Source organism: Shewanella frigidimarina NCIMB 400 (genome assembly GCF_000014705.1).
In the GTDB taxonomy this organism is placed as follows: Bacteria; Pseudomonadota; Gammaproteobacteria; order Enterobacterales; family Shewanellaceae; genus Shewanella; species Shewanella frigidimarina.
The window spans coordinates 3,627,734-3,650,270 of record NC_008345.1; the positions used below are offsets into that span (position 1 = coordinate 3,627,734).

The following is a 22,537-nucleotide window of genomic DNA, read 5'->3' on the forward strand; positions in this document are numbered from 1 at the left end:
TGACATGTTGAGGTAATAATGCCTTTGAGTCTACAATGAATAGTTAGCATTTTAGCGTTAATTTTGCTTAACCTCCGCTCGCATTAAGGCGTCAGCAATATAGATGCACTTGTTAAACAAAATTTGAGTCGTTGCTATGAATTATCCAGCGCGGAGATGACCAATAAAAAAGCCCTTTATCGCTAAAGGGCTTGTTATTAATCTACATTAAAATGCCTGTTATAGGGCTATCCAAGTTGCTTTGATTTCGGTGTACTTATCAAATGCATGTAATGATTTATCTCGGCCATTACCAGACTGTTTATAACCACCAAACGGAGCTGTCATGTCGCCGCCATCATAATGATTAATCCACACCATACCGCTGCGTAGCGCTTTGGCCGTTTTGTGAGCTTTGCTTAAGTTTGATGTCCACACACCTGCCGCTAAACCATACATAGTGTCGTTGGCTATCTTGACGGCTTGTTCCATACCATCAAACTCGATAACCGATAACACAGGGCCAAAAATTTCTTCGCTGGCAATGGTCATGTCATTTCTAACATTGCTAAAAATGGTAGGTTGTACATACATGCCGCCAGTTTCTGCCATCACTTGTTTACCACCATCAACCAAGGTAGCACCTTGCTCACTACCGGCTTTAATGTAATTAAGCACGTTAGTCAGTTGCTGTTGATCAACCATTGCACCGCAGGTTGTTTTAGGATCAAGCGGATGCCCTGGTTGCCATCCTTGCATTTCTTCAACAATAAGCTTGATTAACTCATCTTTTACACCTGACTCAACCAATAAACGAGAACCCGCAGTGCACACTTCGCCTTGGTTAAAAGCAATGGCTACTGCGGCGGCTTCTGCAGCTGCTTTTAAATCTGGCGCGTCATTAAACACAATATTAGGGCTCTTACCGCCCGCTTCTAACCACACGCGCTTCATGTTCGACTCGCCTGCGTAAATCATTAACTGCTTAGCAATTTTAGTTGAACCAGTGAATACTAAAGTATCGACATCCATGTGCAGTGCCAACGCTTTACCAACTGTATGACCATAGCCTGGTAATACGTTTAATACCCCTGCCGGAATACCCGCTTCTATCGCTAATTGCGCCATGCGAATAGCCGTAAGTGGTGATTTTTCAGATGGCTTTAAAATCACACTATTACCCGTGGCGAGTGAAGGCCCAAGCTTCCAACATGCCATAATCATTGGGAAATTCCATGGCACAATGGCTGCAACCACACCTACGGGTTCACGGGTGATCATGCCTATTTCATTATGAGCAGTAGGAGCAATTTCATCATAAATTTTATCTATCGCTTCACCATACCAACGTATAGCACGGGCAGCACCGACCACATCAACGCCTTTGGAGTGTTGAATTGGTTTACCCATATCTAGGGTTTCAAGTAATGCCAATTCATCGGCATTTTCTTCGAGTAAGTCAGCAAACTTAATCATTACTTGCTTGCGCTTTACTGGCGGTAACATTGACCAAGTACCCGCTTCAAACACTTCACGCGCGTTCGCGACAGCAAGGTTAGCATCGGCTAAATCACAGCTAGCCACTTTAGCCAATACTTGGCCATCAATAGGGCTGATACAGTCAAATGTATCACCAGAAGCGGCGCCTTGATATTGACCATTAATGAAAGCTTGCCCAGTAATTTTTAGACTTGCTGCTAATGCTTCCCAATCGCTACGACTTGTTGGAGTACTCATTGTGACCTCGAAATAATAAATGGATTGATAAGCACCAAGCTACGCTAAAAAGCAGGTGCTAAACCTAAAATGTGTGCCACATAAAATGGATTATCGACACAATAACCTTGATGAATATTGTCACCTGATTATGCTCAACAGCAAGATATTTTCAATATATTTTACAAAATAGGCACATTTAGTTTAAATAAATGCACAAAACACTTTAACGTTCATTATTTTTGACATAGCATAGCGAATATTCGTCACTCATTATTTAATCAATTTGAGATGAATCCCTAGTAATTGTAGCTATCAATGTAGAGTCAATTTATGAGCGAATATAAGCAAAATGGAACTGGCGATTCATCGCAAACATTGCCAAACATGGCACATTTTTGGATGCCGTTTACTGCCAATAAGCAATTTAAGACTAATCCTAGGCTTTTGGTTTCGGCACAAGGAATGTATTACACCGATATTGAAGGCAATAAAGTACTCGATGCGACTGCCGGTTTATGGTGTTGCAATGCTGGCCACGGCCGCCAAGAAATTTCCCAAGCGGTAAGCCAACAAATTAGCCAAATGGATTATGCACCGTCTTTTCAAATGGGCCATCCGCTCGCCTTTGAATTAGCGCATAAACTCAGTCAGCTGAGCCCCGACGGATTGGATAAGGTGTTTTTTACTAATTCTGGTTCAGAATCGGTAGACACCGCCCTAAAAATGGCGCTTTGCTATCATCGCGCCAATGGCCAAGCCACTCGTACTCGGTTTATCGGCCGCGAGCTTGGTTACCATGGTGTCGGTTTTGGCGGGATTTCAGTTGGTGGGATCAGCAATAATCGCAAAACATTCAGCCAACAATTACTCCAAGGTGTTGATCACTTACCTCACACCCTCGATATTGCCAATAATGCTTTTAGCCACGGCTTACCGCCACACGGTTTGGATAAAGCAGAAGTGCTTGAGCAACTTATTACCTTACATGGCGCCGAGAACATTGCCGCGGTCATTGTTGAACCCATGTCTGGTTCTGCTGGGGTTATTTTACCGCCAGATGGATACTTAACGCGGTTACGCGAAATCACCCAAAAGCACGGCATTTTATTAATATTCGATGAAGTGATCACAGGCTTTGGCCGAGTCGGTGCCGCCTTTGCCAGCGAGCGCTGGCAAGTTACCCCAGACATGATCACCACAGCCAAAGCCATTAATAATGGTGCAATTCCAATGGGCGCGGTATTTGTTAGCAATACCATTCACGACACCTGCATGCATGGTCCTGATGAATTAATAGAATTTTTCCATGGTTATACCTATTCCGGTCATCCGGTCGCGGCGGCCTCAGCACTTGCTACCCTGTCTATATATGAAGATGAACAATTATTTGAACGCGCAAAAGGGCTTGAATCTTATTTCGAGCAAGCGGTTCACAGCCTTAAAGGCTTACCAAACGTCATTGATATTCGTAATACCGGTTTAGTTGCAGGTATTCAACTGGCACCAAGTGATAAAGGCGTGGGTAAACGAGGTTATGACATTTTTGATCATTGCTTTAGGCATGGCGCGTTAGTGCGGGCAACGGCTGACATTATTGCATTATCTCCGCCATTGATTGTGGAAAAGTCACAAATCGACGACATGGTTAATCACATTACCGATGCAATTAATGCTGTTGGTTAACGCTGTTAGTTAATATTTTCTAAATACATATTTTGCTTAAAAGGATCCAGTTCATGCTTAACATCACTCATTTTGTCGATGGGCAACACACCCCAGCCAGCCAACGTAATCAAACCATTTATGATCCTGCTACGGGGGAAACGCGTGGCCAAGTATCTTTGGCGAGTCACGATGAAGTGAGCTTAACGGTAGCGGTTGCCAAAAACGCTTATCAGACTTGGTCGCAAGTGACGCCACTTAACCGTGCTCGGGTATTATTCAAATTTAAAGCGTTAGTAGAGCAAAATATTGATAAATTGGCCCGACTCATCACTCTTGAACATGGCAAAGTGTTAGATGATGCTAAAGGTGAAATTACCCGAGGACTTGAAGTTGTTGAGTTTGCTTGCGGCATCCCGCATTTACTCAAAGGAGAGCATACTCAACAAGTGGGTGGTGGCGTTGATTCATGGTCTGTTAACCAATCGTTGGGTGTCGTCGCCGGTATTTCACCGTTTAATTTTCCTGTTATGGTGCCAATGTGGATGTTCCCTATCGCAATAGCCTGCGGTAATACTTTTATCATGAAGCCGTCTGAAAAAGATCCAAGCGCAGTGATGTTCATTGCCGAATTACTGACGCAAGCAGGCCTACCAAATGGCGTGTTTAACGTGATTAATGGCGATAAAGAAGCCGTTGATGCTTTATTAACTCATCCCGATGTTCACGCAATTAGTTTTGTTGGCTCAACCCCGATTGCCGAATACATTTACAGCACCGCCTCTGCTCACGGTAAACGCGTGCAAGCATTGGGCGGAGCTAAAAATCACATGCTATTAATGCCAGATGCTGACTTAGATCAAGCCGTCAATGCATTAATGGGTGCAGCATATGGTAGTGCAGGTGAACGCTGTATGGCTATTTCGGTGGTATTAGCGGTCGGCGATGTGGGTGACAAATTAGTCGAGGCATTATTACCGCAAATTAGTGCCTTAAAAATTGGCAGCGGTATTACCCCTGAAATGGACATGGGACCGTTAATTTCGGCCCAGCATTTAGCTAAAGTACGCGATTATGTCGAAGTCGGTGTCAAAGAAGGTGCAACATTAGTCGTTGATGGCCGAGACATCAGTATTCAAGACCACCAGCAGGGTTACTTTTTAGGTGCGTGCTTATTTGACCATGTGACTCCACAGATGAGCATTTACCAACAAGAAATTTTTGGTCCTGTGTTAGCCATCGTCCGCGTCGACAACTATGCCGATGCATTGACGCTGATTAACCAACACGAATTTGGTAATGGCACCGCTATTTTTACTCAAAGTGGCCAAGTAGCTCGTCACTTTTGTCACCATGTTGAAGTGGGCATGGTTGGCGTTAATGTGCCGATTCCGGTGCCAATGGCATTTCATAGCTTTGGCGGTTGGAAACGTTCGCTATTTGGGCCGCTGCACATGCATGGACCCGATGGCGTTCGCTTTTATACCAAGCGCAAAGCCATTACCGCTCGCTGGCCACAAGCTAAAAGCGACACTAATGAACCTTCGGCATTTATTATGCCGACCATGAAATAAGTGATACCCACAATGAAGCATATTAATGATATTACGCTTTTTAGTAGCCAATCAACCGCGGTTGAGTCGTATCACTTAACAGATGAAAAACTGCTTACAGGCGATCCACTGCAGTCAGTGCAAAACCATTTCGAAAGCCCATGCAAGCAGTTTAATGTTGGTGTTTGGCAAAGTGAACCGGGCAGTTGGAATATCAATTATAGCGAATATGAGTATTGCGATATTCTCGAAGGCTGTAGCATTATCACCGACAGCCAAGGCAAAAGCTTAACCGTCAATGCCGGTGATAAATTTGTTATTCCGGCAGGGTTTACCGGTACATGGGAAGTCGTCAATCATTGTAAAAAAATCTACGTTATGTTTGAACAACAGCTTGAGCAAACATAGTGTTTAACCGCCATGCGGTACAGACAAAATCGTTACGATTTTAGGTCTGATAAGTGGCATTCGCAGTCGTTGAGTACCTAATTACCAACCACTGTATTTTATGTAAATGGAGATAATATCGTGTCGAACACATTAAAAAGAACGCGAATTGCACTGTTAACGGGATTAACATTATCAGCTACCCTACTGGCTCCACTCGCTACGGCAGAAGTCTCTGGTGCAATCACTGTAACCAACGACTATCGCTTCAGAGGTGTGTCACAAAGCGCAGCAGATCCCGCCCTACAAGGTAATATTGACTGGAGCCATGATAGCGGATTTTTCGTTGGTGCTTGGGCAAGTACCATTGATTTTGATGAGCCTGAATACAATGGCCCAGATGTAGAGATTGATTTGTATGCTGGTTATTACGGTGAAATTAACGATGACACTAGCTATGACTTAACCTTGTACCGTTATAACTACCCTGGAGAAAGTGATTTTGACTATCTAGAAGTCAGCGCAGGTATCGACTTTAGTGGTTTTAGAGCAGCTTACTGGTTTACTAATGATTATAGTGGCAGCGATCTTGACCTACATTACACTGAAATCAATTATGGCTGGGAGTTTGCTGAAAACTGGAGCCTAGATTTGCACTATGGTTACAATTTTGGCGACGCCATTGATGACGGAGAAGGCTTTGACAGCTATTCAGACTACTCTATTGGTGTATCAACAGAAGTATCAGGTTTTGCCATATCGGTTGCGTATTTAGACACCGACATTGATGGTGATAATGAAGTAAGTTCTGATCTATATAAAAACACCGGTACTTTATTAGCGAGCGTTAGTTACGCGTTCTAAGCCGAATTGAGTTAATCAGTACCCATCACTACAAGTAAGTCTTAAAAACAAAAAAACCGCCAATGGCGGTTTTTTTATGACTAATATTTAACGAAAAATAGTAGCGATACAATAAAAGCAAAAACAGAAATTACTTAGTCGTTAAACCTGTTAGCGGCTGCCCTTGGGCTTGTTTTTTAACGCCTTGCCAACCATCTGCAAGATTTTGTAATTGCTCGTTTCGTTGTGGAAACTGGCTGGCTAAATTACGCATCAGTGATGATTGAATCTCACAAATTTCGGCCCAACGATCAGCATTAGATAATGGCATTTTTAGTCCTTAAATAGGTTATACATCCGTTTACATGCGCTCATGCAGTACATTAATGTAGCACATCAAACTAATTTAGGAAGCAGTATTTACACAGTAAACCCGCCTAAAAAAGCGTCAAACACATGTCGATTGTGCTTTTATTTGATTTAAAAGAAATTTTGTTTCAAAAAAAAGAAACACGCATTCAATTAATTTGAGTCAATCAATGAACCGTTAATCTAAAGCACTTATATGACAAAAAAATGATATGACAAAAAATGATCAATAAACAAATGATGCCTTATAGACGCGGTATAACTTAGATCTTGCGCATAGATTTCAATAAAATAGCATTGCATCCATGGCATACGGGAGTATCTTATTGTTATAGCAACCGTTAAATATACGGCACAAAGGAGCGAACTATGGCTGATACAATCATAAAAATACTGATAATTGCAGGATTATTTTTTCTGGCCTATAAACTGATTTTTAGTGGTAGCCGTGGGTTAACACTTTTTGAGATGCATTTTAAAGATGGCAAGCTCAACAAGCATAAGGGCAAAATACCGGAGAAGTTTGAACGTGATTGTCGTGCCATAGCCAAGTCTAATAAACTGACTTGCACAGTCAGAGCTGAAAAATCTGGTGACGTACGTTTACACGTGTCGGCCAATATTGGCGATAATTTAATCCAGCAAATTCGTAACCAGTTTCCGTTTGAGTATTACGATAAAAAACAGTCAGACGCATCTAAACTTAAAGGCTAACATTGCCTGTTGAGCAAACGAAAAATGGACTCTAATGAGTCCATTTTTGTGTCTGTTTTCATGCTTAGTCGATTTGCCTATTCAATGACTTAGTCAGACTGCTTAGCAATAACCAAGGTGACTTGCGCAACCGTGATACCAAATTTAATAATATCGCTTTTATTGATAATGGTCTTCTCATCTACCAGAAACATCCAGTCGTCGAAATGGACTTCATATTCACTATCATCAACTGGCAATATCATGTCATAACGCCATCGCAATGCACTACCGCGAGACTCACCTTGAGCAATGCCTAATATGTCATTGGCTGTGCCCTCATAGAGCCCATTTCCTTTGTCAGTAATGTTCCACACACGAGTTTGCTTTTCGCCATCATCGTAAATAAACCATTCGTTTATCACACCCTGCTTACCTTCAGGCGAATCAACCCAGTGCGCTTCCATGGTGACGGTAAATTTGCGGGTCACCTTACCTGAAAAATCTTGCACGACTCCAGCTGCCGTTAATTTACCGTCAAAAAATGTGGCTAAATCTAACGTTGGTGTCGTTTGTTGATAATCTTCAATCGATGCTGATGAACATGACATAACGCCTAATGCTAGTCCTACATATAAGCCGGTTTGAGCCAGCTTTCGCGCGAATTGCTTAGTTAAGGGTTGAGTTAACCCTTGAGTAAGCATTCGGGCACAAAAATGGCGCTGCTGGCGGATGAATAATAGAATCGCGTGCATTAGTTAACTCCAATCAGTTGGTTACGTAACTCAGGACGGCTGGTTTTTTCAGACAACCAAATGTCGAGGAACGCCTCAGGGAACTGGGCATTACTGACTTGATAATAAGGCGTATCGTTAAGCAAAAATGCCGCATCTTCAGGGTTGTTAACCCTAAAAGTCAGCCTGTCGCCCTCTTTAACATCTGGCCAGGCATTAACTAACTGCTGCCTGTACAGTGCAATATTGGCTTCGGTAAAACCTAAATGCTGCCATTGCTCAATAGTGGCATCAACTAAATCAATAGCGTCAATATCGCGGTGGTATTGAATGTCGAGAGTCATAGGAAAACGGTTAGCTTGGTACTTACCGTCAATAGAAAATAACTTCGCACTATAGATATCAAGCCACAACAGGCTCATGTCTGCTGTGCCTACCTGAATCAATGCCGCTTCGCTTATACCGCTCTTATCGCTTTTATCTTTCTTATCGTTCTTATCGCTCTTATCGCTCTTATCGCTTGTATCGCTTGTATCGCTTATATCACTTATATCGCTCTTATCGTTCTTATCATTTGCAGACGCATCGTTAATGCTCACTGCAACAATCAACGTTAATACTAACGCACCCATCACACCGAACAGTAGTTCGACAAACCAATGTGATGATTGAAACTGCTTGATGTGTGGTTGCGACTTGTCGCCGTTATGTAAGGTTTTCATCTACCATCCTCCAAAGCAAGGTCCACCGTTGTGATGCGAGAGCTAATAATGAGTAATACGGGAAATAAGCAACTCCAGATCAATACCAATATAAGCCCACTCCAAACCTCGCCTAAGGGCAGCATAACGGCATCAAACTTAGCTCCAGCGAGATAACTTAAACAACCAAAAATACCGCCTAATAAGGCTTGTAACAAAAGAGGAAACTTTCTAAATAAGGCTAAGCTGTAATCCAAACAAAGCGCAAAGTAAAGCCACAACAATCCCAACCAGTAAGGCATATTGTCGAACTTAAATACGCCAAACCACACCAGTAGACTGTCAACCGTTATGCCAATAGCACCACAGACACACATTACCAGCGCATCATGACGAACTGATTTTGATAACAAAAAATGGCTAATGAGCAATAAAATAGACAACAAGATAAGTTGGTTGTGCGCTAGCACTCCGGCCCACCAAACCAATTGGAAGCACACGGCGTTGATTAATATAACTAGTTTTGACGGGAGACAATGAGTAGACATAACACCTCGCACAAACAGGAGGAGACGTCCCGGTAACTCATTACCGGGGAATATAATCACTACAAAGCTGAGAAACGATATTATTTTGGGCGGTATTGAGGTCGAACAGCAACAAGGTGAACCGTGCTAGTAGTGCGCTCTAAAAAGCCACCTTCGCAGTAGCTCAAATAAAATTTCCACATCCGGATAAAATCATCACCGTAGTTTAAAGCTTTTATTTTATCGTAGGCTGCATCAAAATTTTCATGCCAGTGCTTTAAGGTACGCGCATAGTCCTTACCCATGTCATCAATAGACCAGGTTACCATGTCGGTTTTCTTGGCAATATGTTTGGTCATTTCACTCACCGACGGTAAACAACCACCAGGGAAAATGTAACGTTGAATAAAGTCGACGCTCTTGCGGTAGCTGTTGTAACGTTGATCAGCAATGGTAATAGCTTGAATAAGCATGCGACCACTGGGCTTAAGCAGATGCTGTAGTTTTTCAAAAAAGCCTGCTAAATATTCATGCCCCACGGCTTCGATCATCTCAATTGAAACCACGCGATCATATTCACCAGTCAGTAATCGATAATCTTGTTTTAGTAAAGTAATCTGCTCTTCAAGCCCTTCTTGCTTAACGCGATCTTGCGCATAATCGAACTGGGCATCAGAAATGGTAGTGGTAGTCACATGTACGCCATAATGTTTTGCTGCATAAATGGCCAACGCGCCCCAACCAGTACCAACCTCAAGCAAGGTTTGACCTGGAGTTAACTCTAAACGCTCGCAAATGGTATGCAATTTATGTAATTGCGCTTCATTCAAGCTGCTGTCATCTGCCGGATAAAGTGCACTTGAATACATCATTTCTGGGTCAAGAAACTCCTTGTACATGTCATTACCTAAGTCGTAATGAGCCAGAATGTTGCGTTTTGAACCCGTTTCAGAATTACGGTTAAAGACATGCTTAAAACGATTAATGCCGTTGCTCAACCATGAAAAATAACGTTCAATATTGTCTAGTAATGCTAAATTTTGGGCAAAAACCTGCACCACTTTAGTTAAGTCTGGGCTACACCAATGGCCTTGAATATAAGCTTCGCCAGCCCCAATTGAACCACCAAACACCACTTGACGATAAAAGTTGGCATGCTGAACTTGCATAGTTGCGTGAACTTCGCTTTTGGGATCGCCAAATTCTGATGTTTGATTACCATCAACAATCGTTAAATGACCTTCTGCAAGATGTGCTAATGCACGAAGAAGAATTTTCCTTGCTAGGCTGTCAGATAAACTCGCTTGAGTCATGCTGCTTTCTGTCGCCGTATTTTCCATGTCATCTCTCCAGTTCATACACTGTCTAATTGGTTCGCTTTATTGGCGTAATTACAGACTAATACGTGATAAGCATCTATTTGGTTTACATTTTGTAAAATTAGTTAGCTTTAATGGTTTGCTTGCTTACAAAAGGGATTCGTTTAAAAAATAGCTTCATTGCTTGCCAATAAATACCCAGCATAATTTTGCTGGTCATCAAGGGATAATTCAGCATAAATCGGCGTATAGAACTCGAATTTATAGATTGGCGCTTTAACACTAAACCGGCATCAAATAATTTATCGTTATTGGCATTTCGATTTTCAATGGTCACTTTCAAGTGTTTAGCCGGAGGCGTAATACGCCACAAGTAATGCATGTCTAAATTCATAAACGGAGATACATGAAAGACTTTGTCTGTTTGAGCGGTATTCGCAATATCAACCAGATAACAATGGCGCTCATTCCAAGGAGTATTACTGACCTCGGCAAGCATATAAACCATGTCATTTTGATGATAACAAAAGTAAAAATTGACCGGACTGAAATAAAAACCAAAATGGCGTATCTGCCCAGAAAATATCACTTTATCGCATGTTTGCGTGGCACCTAAATGCTTTATCGTTGCCAACACGCGTTGCTTTAAAGCGCCGGCATCATCCCCTCGGCTCGCTGAGCTCAGCATAAGTTGATCGCCAAATTGTTGCTTTAGGGAATTGAGGTAATCGCTAGGATTAAATTTAAGCGGGGTAAACTTGTCTGTAGAAAACAATTTACTGACCGCCGTTAATGCCGGCAGTTCATCTAAATCAATTGCCATCATCGCAATGTTATAACCAAAACTGTGCAACTTAGGCGTATGACGGCGATGGTTTATCTTGCCGCAATAAATGCCACTGTTTAATTGATCATGTTCCATTATCGATGTGGTTTGACTCATAGACTTATCCCAAACAGATCGCATACTTCAACTGCGCTACGAACGCCGTCTTCATGAAATCCATTGTGCCAGTAAGCACCAGCAAAATAGGTATTATGTTTACCATTAATGAGTGATTTTTTCGCTTGCGACTTCATGCTGGCATCGTTAAATACTGGGTGAGCATAATTAAACTTTCGCAAAATTTTACTTTCATCAATCGATGCAGTTTGATTTAACGTGACACAAAATGTAGGTGCACTACTCGGTAAACACTGCAAAATATTCATATTGTACGTCACGCTAGCCGGACGCTGAGCAATATCTTGCTGATTAACACCATCTAAACGATAGTTCCAACTTGCCCATGCCGCTTTACGCTTAGGCAATAAATTAATATCTGTGTGCAGCACCACTTCATTATTCTGATATTCCATTGCGCCTAAGACGTCTATCTCATCTTGAGTGGCATCGGTTAACATGGCTAGTGCTTGATCGCTATGGCAACTCAACACCACATCGTCAAAGTGCTGCCATTCGCCGTTGGCAACCTGAACATACACACCATCATCGCTACGTTTAATACCACTCACGGGTGAATTAAGCTGGATACGATCTTTAAACGGTGCGGTTAAGGCTGGAATATAACTGCGCGATCCACCTTCAAGTACATACCATTGCGGGCGATCATTAATATTTAATAAACCATGATGCTGGAAAAAACGAATAAAGAATCGCAATGAAAAGCCGCGCATATCATCAATACTGGCAGACCAAATTGCCGCGCCCATAGGCAAAATGTAATGCTCACAGAAAAAGGCCGAGAAACCTTGTTGATCAAGATACTCACCTAGTGAAGACGTTGGGTATTTGTCGGCCTCATAAATAACTTTACAACCATTATTGAAACGAACAATTTCACCTAAAAACCGGTAAAAACTTGGGCGTAACAAATTACGACGTTGGGCAAATAAGCTCCACAAATTATGGCCGTTATATTCAAGCCCTGTGAGTGCATTATTAACACTAAAACTCATTTCAGTCGGTAAAGACTTAATATTAAGTTGTGCCATTAATATTTCAAATAGCGGATAAGTCCGGTCATTAAACACAATAAAACCAGAGTCAATTGCATATTGCTGCCCAGCCACTTCCACATCAATGGTCGCAGTGTGACCACCAATATAATCATTAGCTTCAAACACGGTAACCGTGTGTTCACGGCTTAATAGGTGGGCACACGTTAACCCCGAAATTCCAGTACCAATTACAGCAATATTTTTCATTTAGTTAATCCTTGACGCTAATACTTGTTCTTGTTGTGAATTGACTTTGGTTTACTATTTAGGTGCCAGCAAAAATACTAATAACTTTTCTGGTAATAAAGAGGCTAATTTGAGTAACCAAGTAAATTTAGTTGGGAAATGGATTTCACGGCGTTGACGCTGCATACCATTATAAATAGCCTGAGCCGCCTGCTGAGCTGTGATTTGCATTGGCATAGCAAAGTCATTTTTAGCCGTTAAAGGGGTTTTAACAAACCCCGGACAAATCACGCTAACCCCAATACCATGTTGTGCAAGGTCAACACGTAAACTACGGCCTAAATAACCAATAGCGGCTTTTGATGAACCATAGGCTTCGGCACGCGGGAACGGTAAATAAGTGGCACTTGAACTCATTAATCCAAGCTGTGCACCACGGCTCAGTAAAGGTAAAAAATGTTCCAGACAATACCCCATCGCAACCACATTGGTATCGATGACTCTGGCAAATAGCGCTGAGTCAAAATGCAGTGCATCGTCAATGTATTCACAGCTGCCAGCATTAAGTATCACCTGCTGTAACTGCCAGTGATTATCGTGTAATAGCTGCTTAAGCTTGGTTGCAGCGGCTTGCACCTGAGTGCTGTCGGTAATATCAAACGCTAGCGGAGTGGCGCCAGTTATGGCTTGCAAGGCTTGGGCATTTCGACCACAAGCTATAACGGCAACGCCTTTAGCGAGGTAATGCTGCGCTAAAGCTAAACCAATGCCAGAACTAGCACCGGTAATTAATACCGCTGTTGTATTTGCGGAAACGGTTGCCATTACTTAGTCACCCTATTTTTAAGTAAGCCAATCAAGCCACCTAAAAACGGTACTTGTTCGTACAGCATTTGGCCTAGATCAAAATAGTCTCTGTGGGAAAAAATCTTATCGGAAAATTTAAGTTGCGACATGCCTTCAACATTAATCAGCTGGCCTTTACTTAATTTAGGGTGTGAATAGCTCATGGTCCAATACAATGCTGCTTGTTGCTTATCAGCACTGATCACCACTTCTTTAATATCAAACTCAATGTGAGTGACATTTTGATACATGTTGGCAAAGTAATCGGTTAATGCTTCGATTCCCTCAACATGATGCATTGGATCTCTAAAGCAAATATCATCCCGGTAAACTTGGCGCAGTAAAAATAGATTATCTTTATTAAGCTGTTGATACATATTAATAAAAGCACCAACAATAATTGGATGACCATCAACGGACGCAGAGCGGTCAGCATTTAATGATTCGGATTGAGTATCAACTGTCGACTGTGCACCTTGCATTAACAGACTCCTATTACGCTACCAAGAAAGAATACACGCAACCTAGATATAACAATGCCTTATATGACAATAAGATAAAAGTATTTCATGGCCGTGAAGTAAATAAAAACTCATTAAGTATTTATACGAGATAGCACAGGAAGTAGATCACCCTTTAAAAGAACCACAAAGCAAAACGCCTAAGCATGGCTTAGGCGTTAGTTGTGTTTATAAATTGAAACTGTTCTTTAGTAACCCTTTTTGGCTACCGGCTGCCAGTGCTTATCAACTTCTTGTTTAATAAAAGCTTGTTTGGCTTTAATGGCGTCGGCTTCAATAAAGCCAATAGCGGCGTGGGCTTTTTCTTTGGTACTGTAATCTGGGTACTCAACCTTGGTCACTGACATTTGACTCAATATGCGGGCTAATGCTTCACGGGCATAAGTAACCTGTTCAGTCGATTTATCCAGTAACTCAATCCCTTCTTTAGGATTATGAGCGTACATTCCATGCGATGCTGTGGCAAAATCCCAGCGCCATTGTGAATGACGAATAGCCATAATCGCATCATTCATTTGCGGCCATGTGGCTCCTGCATCCCAAGCCGCTTTGGCTTCGTAATGCGCTTTAATCAGCAATGACTCTACATTACGAGATTTAGCATCAATATTAGCTTTGGTTTTATCAAGCTTTTTGGTGATGGCCGCTTTACTGCTATGGCAACTTGTACAAGCGCGATCAAAATTGTCTAATGCGCCAGCAACCTTGTGGTCAGTAAATGTAGCGCCTTTTTCATCTGTCGCAGCTGGCATATGACAGGTTATACACGTCACACCTTGCTTAGCGTGAGCCGAACGACTCCAATGCTCAAACTCTGGATGACGCGCTTTTAATATTGGGGTTTTAGAGATTGGGTGGATCCATTCGTAAAAGCGACGAGTGTCGTAATACTTTTCAATTTCATCAGCAGTGCTACCAAAAATCCATGGAATATTAACTTTGTTATTATTTTCAGGCTGGAAATAATAACTCACATGACATTGACCACAAACCTGAGCGCCTTGCATGCTGCGGTCTTGCTTATCAAAAGGCAGTTTGATTTTCTCCATCGCATTTTGAGCATGAGGGCGTGGTAATGCGAGTTTAGCACTGCCATCAACATGACAATCACTACAGTAAACAACGGATTTGATTTCACGGCCTAAATCGACAAAATTGGCACCTGAAAAACCTTGAATACCCATTTCTTTAATCAATCTTGGTGCATCGGGTGTTTTACAGGTCCAACAACTGGCAGATAAACCTTTGTCGCCTTCAGCTATTGCAACACCAGTACGCAAGGTATGTGTCACGTCAGCCACAGCAAACTGATGCCCGCGAGGGCTGTGATATTCTTTCGCAAATGATGAACCTGCCCACAAAATGATATTGGCAGGATATTGTGCCAGTATATCGTCTCGTTCAACTTGCTCTTCTGTTGCTTGCCAAGAATCATATTGTTGTGGAAACTTTAGTTGATTAGGATCCACTTCAGCACTTTGAAGCGACCAAGACGTTAGACTCAGCAATGCCATTGCGCTAATAATAATGCTTAACCCTACCTTGCTTCGCATTGGCCGAGTCGCTTTCATTATCACATCGATAAGTAGATCCATCATATTACTAACCTTTCTCCAATCTCTTAATTTACAGCGCTACATTGTTCGATAAGTCTGTAGCACTACTTTTGCACTGTTTAGTGTAGTTAACTGTTTAGTTAGTTAACTTTAGTTACTAATTTAGTTGGTATTATCCTGGACGGCCATCAAGACGTGGTCGTAGTAAAATCGGCGCGTAAAACCACACAAATAAACCAAAACCGACAAACCAACATGCTCCAGCTGCCCATAACCAAATTTGGGTGTACTCAGGCATCAACAAAGGCATTCCTGCACGTAAAACAGCAGCGAGAGGCAAACATAAAAATGCCCACGTCATGTTGGGGCCTTGATAGATATTGCGACTAGTATGCCCAAGTGAAACGCGAGAAATCATTGATAAACATAATGATGCGATGCCGCCAATAGCAAATAAATGCAATAAGGTACGATAGGCATATTCGTTATCAATGTTGATTGCCATTAATAACAATGTGATTGGCAACGATAGATACGAAATATGCAATGACCACAGCATCGGCTCTTTTAGGGTTTTATGTGCTTGCCAACGAGCAAAACGGACTAAATGCAATATGCCTGCTACTGCTAAAAGTGCTTGTTCAACTCCTTTGGGGAACCAGTGACTTATTGCTTGAATAAACAGTAAACCCATCGCTAATAATAATGCATTTTCTAACACATTAATGGGATCAGGCTTGGGTTGTTGAATTTTCATTGCGGTAAAAAATGGGATGACTCGACCGCCAACAATGGTAATAACCATGGCTAGCCACCAAATCATTCCTTGCCATAATTGGGTCGATAATGAAAAGTTACGTTCGGACAAGGCGTAATAACTGGCTAAATTAACCAACAATGCGACTACCAGCATGAAAGGAAAACCTATATTGCGCCATTGTTTAACCGGATAAATACAACGCCACAATGCCAACGCACTTAATCCTAAAAATAAGCTGTCAAATATTGCAGGTAGTATCAAAGGGATGTTCATTGGTAATAGCAACATTAAGCGGGCAATGAGCCAACAACCAAAGGTGACCATTAATGCGCGTCCCGTAATGGTGGGTTGATTGGTCCACGCTTGTACTGCTGTGAGTAAAAAACCGCACACAATAGCCATAGCGAAACCAAATAACATTTCGTGAGGATGCCACCATAGCGGCACAACATTGGCCCAAAACTCACTGTTAAATAAGCTATATTGCGGAGTAAACCAGCCCATTAACCACAACGGAATGTATAACGCTGCGACACTCGCCCCACCCAAAAAAAACGGTCTAAAACCCAAACGCCATATTGCAGGAGTTTTATCAATTTCAGCAGGATCATCAATATTCAGCATAAGCAGTGCACTCACTTAGTGGATTAACATCAACAAGATTTAAACATGCATAATATATAAATCTTTAATGTAGCCATTCTATGCTGTTAATTGATGTGCTTCAATCAATACTCATCAATCCACTAGCCAGCCAAGCTCATAGTGTGATCTAACGCAAAAAAAGCCGCTATTATCATAATAGATAATAGCGGCCTAATAGTGTTGTTGCTGATTTATCGAATCAAGATGGACTCAGTAACCTGAGTTCAGAGTAACAAACGGCTCTCAAACAGCCTTTTGTCTTGCAAACTGCATTGAATGTTAATCGAAACAATTAACCACGCTTTAATGCGCTTAGTACCTCTATCGCCCGCAAGCGTGCCATCTTGTGTTCGACAATAGGTTGTGGGTATCGATCATCCTGGCGTTGTGCAAATAAGTCATTAACATTGATGGTTTTGGGTTGATGAATATCGGCCAATGACCATGCTGATAACTCGGAAACATAACGCTTTATGAAACTTGCATCTGGATCAAACTTACTGCTTTGGGTCATTGGATTAAACACGCGGAAATAAGGTTGCGCATCGCAGCCTGTTCCGGCTGACCATTGCCAACCACCATTATTAGCGGCTAAGTCACCATCAATTAGTTTTTGCCTAAAATATCGCTCGCCCCAACGCCAATCAACCAATAGGTGTTTAGTTAAAAAGCTAGCTACCACCATGCGTAATCGATTATGCATCCAACCGGTTTGATTTAATTGGCGCATAGCAGCATCAATAATTGGATAGCCTGTTTGGCCATCACACCAGGCGGTAAACTCAGCAAGATTATTACGCCACACAATGCCGTCGCCTAACTCATTAAAGTTATGGTTCATGGATAAGCGTGGAAACGCCACCAGTAAATGGCGATAAAACTCACGCCAAATTAATTCATTTAACCACGTTTTTGCTGGACAAGTGTCTTCGACTAAAGCTTGGGGATAACGCGCTAATATGGCTGCGACACATTGACGTGAACTAATAACCCCAATAGCTAAAAAAGGCGATAATCGACTGGTTCCTTCAAGGGCAGGAAAATCCCTTTCGGCTTGATAATCTGCAACTTGGTTTGCTAAAAACTGATCCAGTATTCGCTTTGCAGCCCCTTCTCCAGCAGGCCATTGCTCACTAGACATTTTATAGCAATTAAATACCACTTCATTAGGCGTTGCCAGTACAGCAGCGATTGGCGCAGGCACCGCAACGGGAACAATCGCACGCTGGCCAGCAATGCTTTTCCACTTTTTAGCAAAAGGGCTGAATACCTTATACATATCACCAGCCAAGTTTTTCACTTGTCCAGCTGCTAATACGCAATCTTGGTCGATTAACGTTAGGGGTACACCGCTATCAATTAATGCGCGGTCTCGACGACGTTCATTTATTTCTGGCTCATTGGCAGCATACACAGCGGCAATATCATGCTGTGCGATATAAGCGGCTAACAGGGTTTGTACTTCATCAAAGTCTTGTGCGTGCAACACATCTAGATGAATACCTAACACCGCCAATGCCTGTGCTAACAAATTGACATGTCGCTGGATAAAATCAATTTGTATCGGCGCAACATCATGTTGTGCCCATTGTGCTGGCGTGACAAAATACACAGCTCGAACATGACCACGATTACTGCTAGCAAACTCACATGCCGCCACTAAAGCCGGATTATCTGCCACCCGTAAATCTTGCCTAAACCACATCAAACTATTCATAGAAGTCATTCACTATCGACCTAATAAGCATAACGAAGCTTAAGCGCTTCTGGGTGTGGATTTAAATACACCTGGTCTTGAATATACGGGGTATGAAACTCACGTACATAATGGTTAATCAAGGTAATTGGCACTAGCAAAGGCAACAGCCCTTGGCGATATTTTAAAATTGACTCACTCAACTCTTCTTTCTGTTCAGCGGTCAATTGCTTCTTAAAATAGCCTTGAATATGCTGCAAAGTACTGGTGTGATTTTTACGGGTGGCAATAATTTTGAGTGCCGTCATAAAGCCTTCAAAATATTGTTGTGCAGTTTGCTCAACATCTTGAATATCGGCCAATATAGGTCCTAAATCGCGGTACCACTTTGGGCTATGAGCCATTAATAAATACTTATAACGCGAATGAAACTGCATTAGTTTGTGCTTAGTGAGACCCGATTGAGTCATTTGCTTCCAATCGTTATAAGCAAATACACGGGTAAAAAAGTTTTCTCTTAATGGCAAGTCATGTAAACGTCCTTCTTCTTCTACAGGCAGAAGTGGATAGCGTTCCATTAATTTCTTTGCAAAAACACCTACGCCAGTTTTGCTACCATTATTGGTACCAATTTTGTACTCGGTGACTCTTTCCATGCCACAGGTTGGTGATTTAGCACATAAAATATAACCGCCAAGGTAATCTAGTTCTTCCACTTTGGCTTGGGAGTATTCATTAAGCTTGTCTGTCACATCGAGCGTTCCATCAGCACTGCGAATATGCACTACATCGCCATCCCGTATTTGACGAATACTTTTACGTGGTGTGCCCATGCCGATCGCCATTTCAGGGCAAACAGTGGTGTATTCAAAAAATGGTTCTATTTCTTGTCTACAGTAATAAGAGTTTTTGTGTCCACCATCAAAGCGAACTTGGTTACCCAACAAGCAACTGCTGATCCCAATTTGGATTTTTTCTGGCACAAATGTATCGATATTTGGCATATTATGCACTCCTGTGGCAACCGTAATATTCCCAAAGTGGGATAAAAAAGGTGTCATGCTAACAACGCATGAGATTAATTAAATATACGAGTAAAACACTCATTAAGTTCATTATTTATAGAGGTATTTATCACTTTTGCAAAATGAGTCTTCATATTAGCCAAATAACGCACACAAAAAAGCAGAACCTAAGTTCTGCTTTATCATTTAGCTTCAACTCAAACTTCAGTCAATTTGCCCAGATTAAGCTTAAACAGGATTAACTATTCGCTTTGTTGCCGACGCGTTCTAATCCCCACACCAAACCAATTCCCACCAGCAGACATACTATGGCAATGATCATTTGTGACGACTCACCAGTGATTTGTTCAAATTGAAACGGAGATAAATTTTGCTCAACCAAAGGCACTAATTCACCCTTAGAATTCTCGCGCCAACTGATAACTTGTTTCCAAGGCCAAATTTTACCCAGCGTACCGAGCATCAATCCCGTTAAAAATAATAACGTCATATCATGAAATTTACGTAACAAAGCCGATAACACATGACTAAAACTTAACAATCCGACTACTGCACCAATCGCAAAACAGGCTAAATAAACAATATCAAAGCCTTTAGCTGCCGCTAATACCGCAGGGTACATCCCTAAAAGCAGTAAAATGAAGCTACCTGAAATACCGGGTAATATCATGGCGCAAATAGCAATAGCACCACAAAAGAAGAAGTTAAGATAACTCACCTGCATTTCGATAGGATGTAACACTGTAATTGCCCACGCAAAGGCGACACCAACAATAAACATGGCAATCCGAATTGCATTGAATTTGTTCACTTGCTTAAGCATATGAACCACGGAAAATAAAATTAATCCAAAAAAGAACGACCACACAGGAATAGGATGCGTCACCAATAGCCAAGAAATCAATTTAGCTAAGGTAAAAATACTGGTGAGGATCCCACCAAACACGCACACGAGAAAAGGACCATTAATGTGTAAAAAGGCGGCTTTAATGCCTTTTTGCTTGATAATGCCCACTAACGACCAGTTAATTTTGCGAATGCCATCCAATAACGGATCTAAAATACCGGTAATAAACGCAATAGTGCCACCCGACACTCCCGGCACAACATCTGCTGCGCCCATGGCCATACCTTTGAAATAATTCAATAACAGTGAGTCAGTTTTCAAAATTCATCCTTAATGTGTCTAATCACGTAAATTATACCTGTGCCCTTTGCAATGAGCGATGGAAAATATTCAACGGGGCTTTTCCGCAGGTTACAACAATGTTAATCTCGTCCGACCAGATAATAATTAGAGTTCATTTATGACCCCAACTAAACCCAATAAAGTCATGTCGCTGTATAAGAAAGTCACTGCTTATCCATTTGGTAAACAGATTTTCTCTAAAATGGTGTCTCGAATGGCGCCCTATTTTGGCACAGTACACCCTTACATAAGTGATTTACGCGTTAACCGCTGCGAATGTTTAATCAAAAAGCGCAAGAAAGTCCAAAATCATATTGGAACCGTGCATGTGATTGCCATTTGTAATGGCCTGGAAATGGCCATGGGCACGATGGCAGAAGCATCAATCCCGGCTCATTTACGCTGGATCCCTAAAGGCATGAGCGTTGATTACACAGCAAAAGCTGGCAGCGACATTTTATGTGTTGCAGAGGTAAAACCAGAACAATGGCAAGTGGGTGATATGTTAGTCGACGTAAAAGCCTATGACACTAACGGTGTTGTGGTGGTCCAAGGGCATATTAAGCTTTGGATTTCAGAGAAACCTCAAAAATAACCAGGTAAATTAATCACCTTTATTCACTTTGCTAGGGAAGCATAATGTTAAAAAATGGTCTGGCGCAAGCTAACACAAATCATCTCGGTAAAATCATTCCTGCCGCAGTTTTACTGCTAATGCTGATCAGTTTATATGGTAGCTGGTATACCATTGATCAGGGCGAACGTGGGGTATTGCTGCGTAACGGTAAAATTATCGATACTGCAGAACCAGGTCTTGGATTTAAAATTCCACTAATGGATACCGTGGTTAAGATCTCAACCCAAACTCACACCGCAAACTACCAAGGTTTACAGGCGTATAGCCGCGATCAACAACCTGCCACATTACGCGCATCAGTCACATTTAGCATACCGCCAGATCGTGTTGAAGAAGTGTATGCTAATTTCAAAAGTATCGACTTAATGGTGTCGCGTTTACTCGACCGCCAAGTACCAACACAGATTGAGAATATTTTTGGTAAGTATACGGCTATTTCAGCCGTTCAAGAGCGTATCAAGTTTGGTATTGATGTGACTGACGCCATTACTAAATCGATTAAAGGCCCGGTGACCATTAATTCGGTACAGATTGAAAATATCGACTTTAGCAACGCATACGAGAAATCAGTAGAAGACAGAATGCGTGCAGAAGTAGAAGTACAGACACAATTACAGAATCTTGAAAAAGAGCGTGTTAGTGCCCAAATTGCCGTGACTCAAGCACAAGCTGAAGCAGACTCACAATTGGCCCGCGCAATTGCCGAAGCTGAAAGTATCCGTATTAAAGGTAACGCAGAAGCATCAGCCATTAAAATTCGTGCTGAAGCACTAGCGCAAAATCAAAATTTAGTTGAATTAACTAAAGCGGAACGTTGGGATGGGCGCTTACCAACAACTATGCTACCTACTGGTACTATCCCGTTCCTTGAAGTACAAACAACCAAATAAGCCTGCCGACTTACTTCACAAAATACTTAACAAACCAAGCGTGCGGCATTACGCTGATCGCTTGGTTTTTTTATAATCGTTCCCCTTCCCTAAACGCAT

The 22,537-nt window shown here is 41.9% G+C and carries 22 protein-coding genes; 7 read left to right on the plus strand and 15 right to left on the minus strand.

Annotated elements, in window-relative coordinates:
- Positions 1–219 precede the first annotated feature (219 nt).
- Complete coding sequence (locus tag SFRI_RS15610) at positions 220–1,716, minus strand: aldehyde dehydrogenase (RefSeq protein WP_011638465.1); 1,497 nt, start codon at positions 1,714–1,716, stop codon at positions 220–222.
- A gap of 312 nt (positions 1,717–2,028) precedes the next feature.
- Here SFRI_RS15610 and aptA point away from each other — a divergent pair, with 312 nt between their 5' ends.
- From aptA to SFRI_RS15630, 4 genes are all read left to right on the plus strand, one after another.
- The gene (aptA, locus tag SFRI_RS15615) at positions 2,029–3,381 is read left to right on the plus strand and encodes an omega-aminotransferase AptA (protein WP_011638466.1); all 1,353 of its coding nucleotides are present in this window, start codon (positions 2,029–2,031) and stop codon (positions 3,379–3,381) included.
- A gap of 53 nt (positions 3,382–3,434) precedes the next feature.
- Positions 3,435–4,934 carry a CoA-acylating methylmalonate-semialdehyde dehydrogenase gene (locus SFRI_RS15620; protein ID WP_011638467.1) on the plus strand — a complete coding sequence of 500 codons (1,500 nt, stop codon included), beginning with the start codon at positions 3,435–3,437 and terminating at the stop codon, positions 4,932–4,934.
- A 12-nt stretch (positions 4,935–4,946) separates the two neighbouring features.
- Positions 4,947–5,321: a cupin domain-containing protein gene (locus tag SFRI_RS15625; RefSeq protein ID WP_011638468.1), complete on the plus strand. Its 375-nt coding sequence runs from the start codon at positions 4,947–4,949 to the stop codon at positions 5,319–5,321.
- 120 nt (positions 5,322–5,441) lie between these two features.
- Entirely contained in the window at positions 5,442–6,164 is a 723-nt protein-coding gene (locus SFRI_RS15630; RefSeq protein ID WP_011638469.1) for a TorF family putative porin, read from the plus strand.
- A 130-nt stretch (positions 6,165–6,294) separates the two neighbouring features.
- Here the strand turns inward: SFRI_RS15630 and SFRI_RS15635 are convergent, their stop codons facing one another.
- Complete coding sequence (locus tag SFRI_RS15635) at positions 6,295–6,474, minus strand: hypothetical protein (protein ID WP_011638470.1); 180 nt, start codon at positions 6,472–6,474, stop codon at positions 6,295–6,297.
- 407 nt (positions 6,475–6,881) lie between these two features.
- Here SFRI_RS15635 and SFRI_RS15640 point away from each other — a divergent pair, with 407 nt between their 5' ends.
- Positions 6,882–7,226, plus strand: a complete 345-nt coding sequence (locus SFRI_RS15640) for a DUF3634 family protein (protein WP_011638471.1) — start codon at positions 6,882–6,884, stop codon at positions 7,224–7,226.
- A gap of 89 nt (positions 7,227–7,315) precedes the next feature.
- On the opposite strand, the gene SFRI_RS15645 is transcribed toward SFRI_RS15640, so the two are convergent.
- From SFRI_RS15645 to SFRI_RS15710, 13 genes are all read right to left on the minus strand, one after another.
- Entirely contained in the window at positions 7,316–7,816 is a 501-nt protein-coding gene (locus SFRI_RS15645; protein ID WP_244262884.1) for a DUF3833 domain-containing protein, read from the minus strand.
- A gap of 143 nt (positions 7,817–7,959) precedes the next feature.
- Positions 7,960–8,661 carry a chalcone isomerase family protein gene (locus tag SFRI_RS21685; RefSeq protein WP_049763550.1) on the minus strand — a complete coding sequence of 234 codons (702 nt, stop codon included), beginning with the start codon at positions 8,659–8,661 and terminating at the stop codon, positions 7,960–7,962.
- Positions 8,658–9,188, minus strand: coding sequence for a DUF2878 domain-containing protein (locus tag SFRI_RS15655; protein WP_049763551.1), 531 nt, complete (start codon positions 9,186–9,188; stop codon positions 8,658–8,660). Before SFRI_RS15655 ends, SFRI_RS21685 begins: the two co-directional genes overlap by 4 nt.
- Positions 9,189–9,268: 80 nt before the next feature.
- Entirely contained in the window at positions 9,269–10,507 is a 1,239-nt protein-coding gene (locus tag SFRI_RS15660) for an SAM-dependent methyltransferase (RefSeq protein ID WP_011638475.1), read from the minus strand.
- Between the two features lie 100 nt (positions 10,508–10,607).
- Positions 10,608–11,429, minus strand: a complete 822-nt coding sequence (locus SFRI_RS15665; protein WP_011638476.1) for a DUF1365 domain-containing protein — start codon at positions 11,427–11,429, stop codon at positions 10,608–10,610.
- Positions 11,426–12,694 carry an NAD(P)/FAD-dependent oxidoreductase gene (locus tag SFRI_RS15670; protein WP_011638477.1) on the minus strand — a complete coding sequence of 423 codons (1,269 nt, stop codon included), beginning with the start codon at positions 12,692–12,694 and terminating at the stop codon, positions 11,426–11,428. The genes SFRI_RS15665 and SFRI_RS15670 overlap by 4 nt, the downstream gene beginning before the upstream one ends.
- A gap of 54 nt (positions 12,695–12,748) precedes the next feature.
- On the minus strand, positions 12,749–13,498 hold the full coding sequence (locus tag SFRI_RS15675; protein WP_011638478.1) for an SDR family NAD(P)-dependent oxidoreductase: 750 nt from the start codon (positions 13,496–13,498) through the stop codon (positions 12,749–12,751).
- A complete protein-coding gene (locus SFRI_RS15680) occupies positions 13,498–13,896 on the minus strand; it encodes a nuclear transport factor 2 family protein (protein WP_049763600.1) in 399 nt (132 codons plus the stop codon). The genes SFRI_RS15675 and SFRI_RS15680 overlap by 1 nt, the downstream gene beginning before the upstream one ends.
- A 332-nt stretch (positions 13,897–14,228) precedes the next feature.
- Positions 14,229–15,638 (minus strand): ammonia-forming cytochrome c nitrite reductase subunit c552, encoded by a 1,410-nt coding sequence (locus SFRI_RS15685; protein ID WP_011638480.1) that lies wholly within the window; start codon positions 15,636–15,638, stop codon positions 14,229–14,231.
- Positions 15,639–15,768: 130 nt separating this feature from the next.
- Positions 15,769–16,980, minus strand: coding sequence for an NnrS family protein (locus SFRI_RS15690; protein WP_011638481.1), 1,212 nt, complete (start codon positions 16,978–16,980; stop codon positions 15,769–15,771).
- Positions 16,981–17,293: 313 nt separating this feature from the next.
- Positions 17,294–18,727, minus strand: coding sequence for a deoxyribodipyrimidine photo-lyase (gene phrB, locus SFRI_RS15695; RefSeq protein ID WP_011638482.1), 1,434 nt, complete (start codon positions 18,725–18,727; stop codon positions 17,294–17,296).
- Between the two features lie 11 nt (positions 18,728–18,738).
- Entirely contained in the window at positions 18,739–19,701 is a 963-nt protein-coding gene (locus tag SFRI_RS15700; RefSeq protein ID WP_011638483.1) for a YbgA family protein, read from the minus strand.
- Between the two features lie 259 nt (positions 19,702–19,960).
- On the minus strand, positions 19,961–20,890 hold the full coding sequence (locus SFRI_RS15710) for a polyprenyl-phosphate transporter (protein WP_011638484.1): 930 nt from the start codon (positions 20,888–20,890) through the stop codon (positions 19,961–19,963).
- 139 nt (positions 20,891–21,029) lie between these two features.
- Here SFRI_RS15710 and SFRI_RS15715 point away from each other — a divergent pair, with 139 nt between their 5' ends.
- On the plus strand, positions 21,030–21,506 hold the full coding sequence (locus SFRI_RS15715; protein WP_011638485.1) for a hotdog fold domain-containing protein: 477 nt from the start codon (positions 21,030–21,032) through the stop codon (positions 21,504–21,506).
- Positions 21,507–21,550: 44 nt separating this feature from the next.
- Positions 21,551–22,438, plus strand: coding sequence for a prohibitin family protein (locus SFRI_RS15720; RefSeq protein ID WP_011638486.1), 888 nt, complete (start codon positions 21,551–21,553; stop codon positions 22,436–22,438).
- Positions 22,439–22,537: the final 99 nt, after the last annotated feature.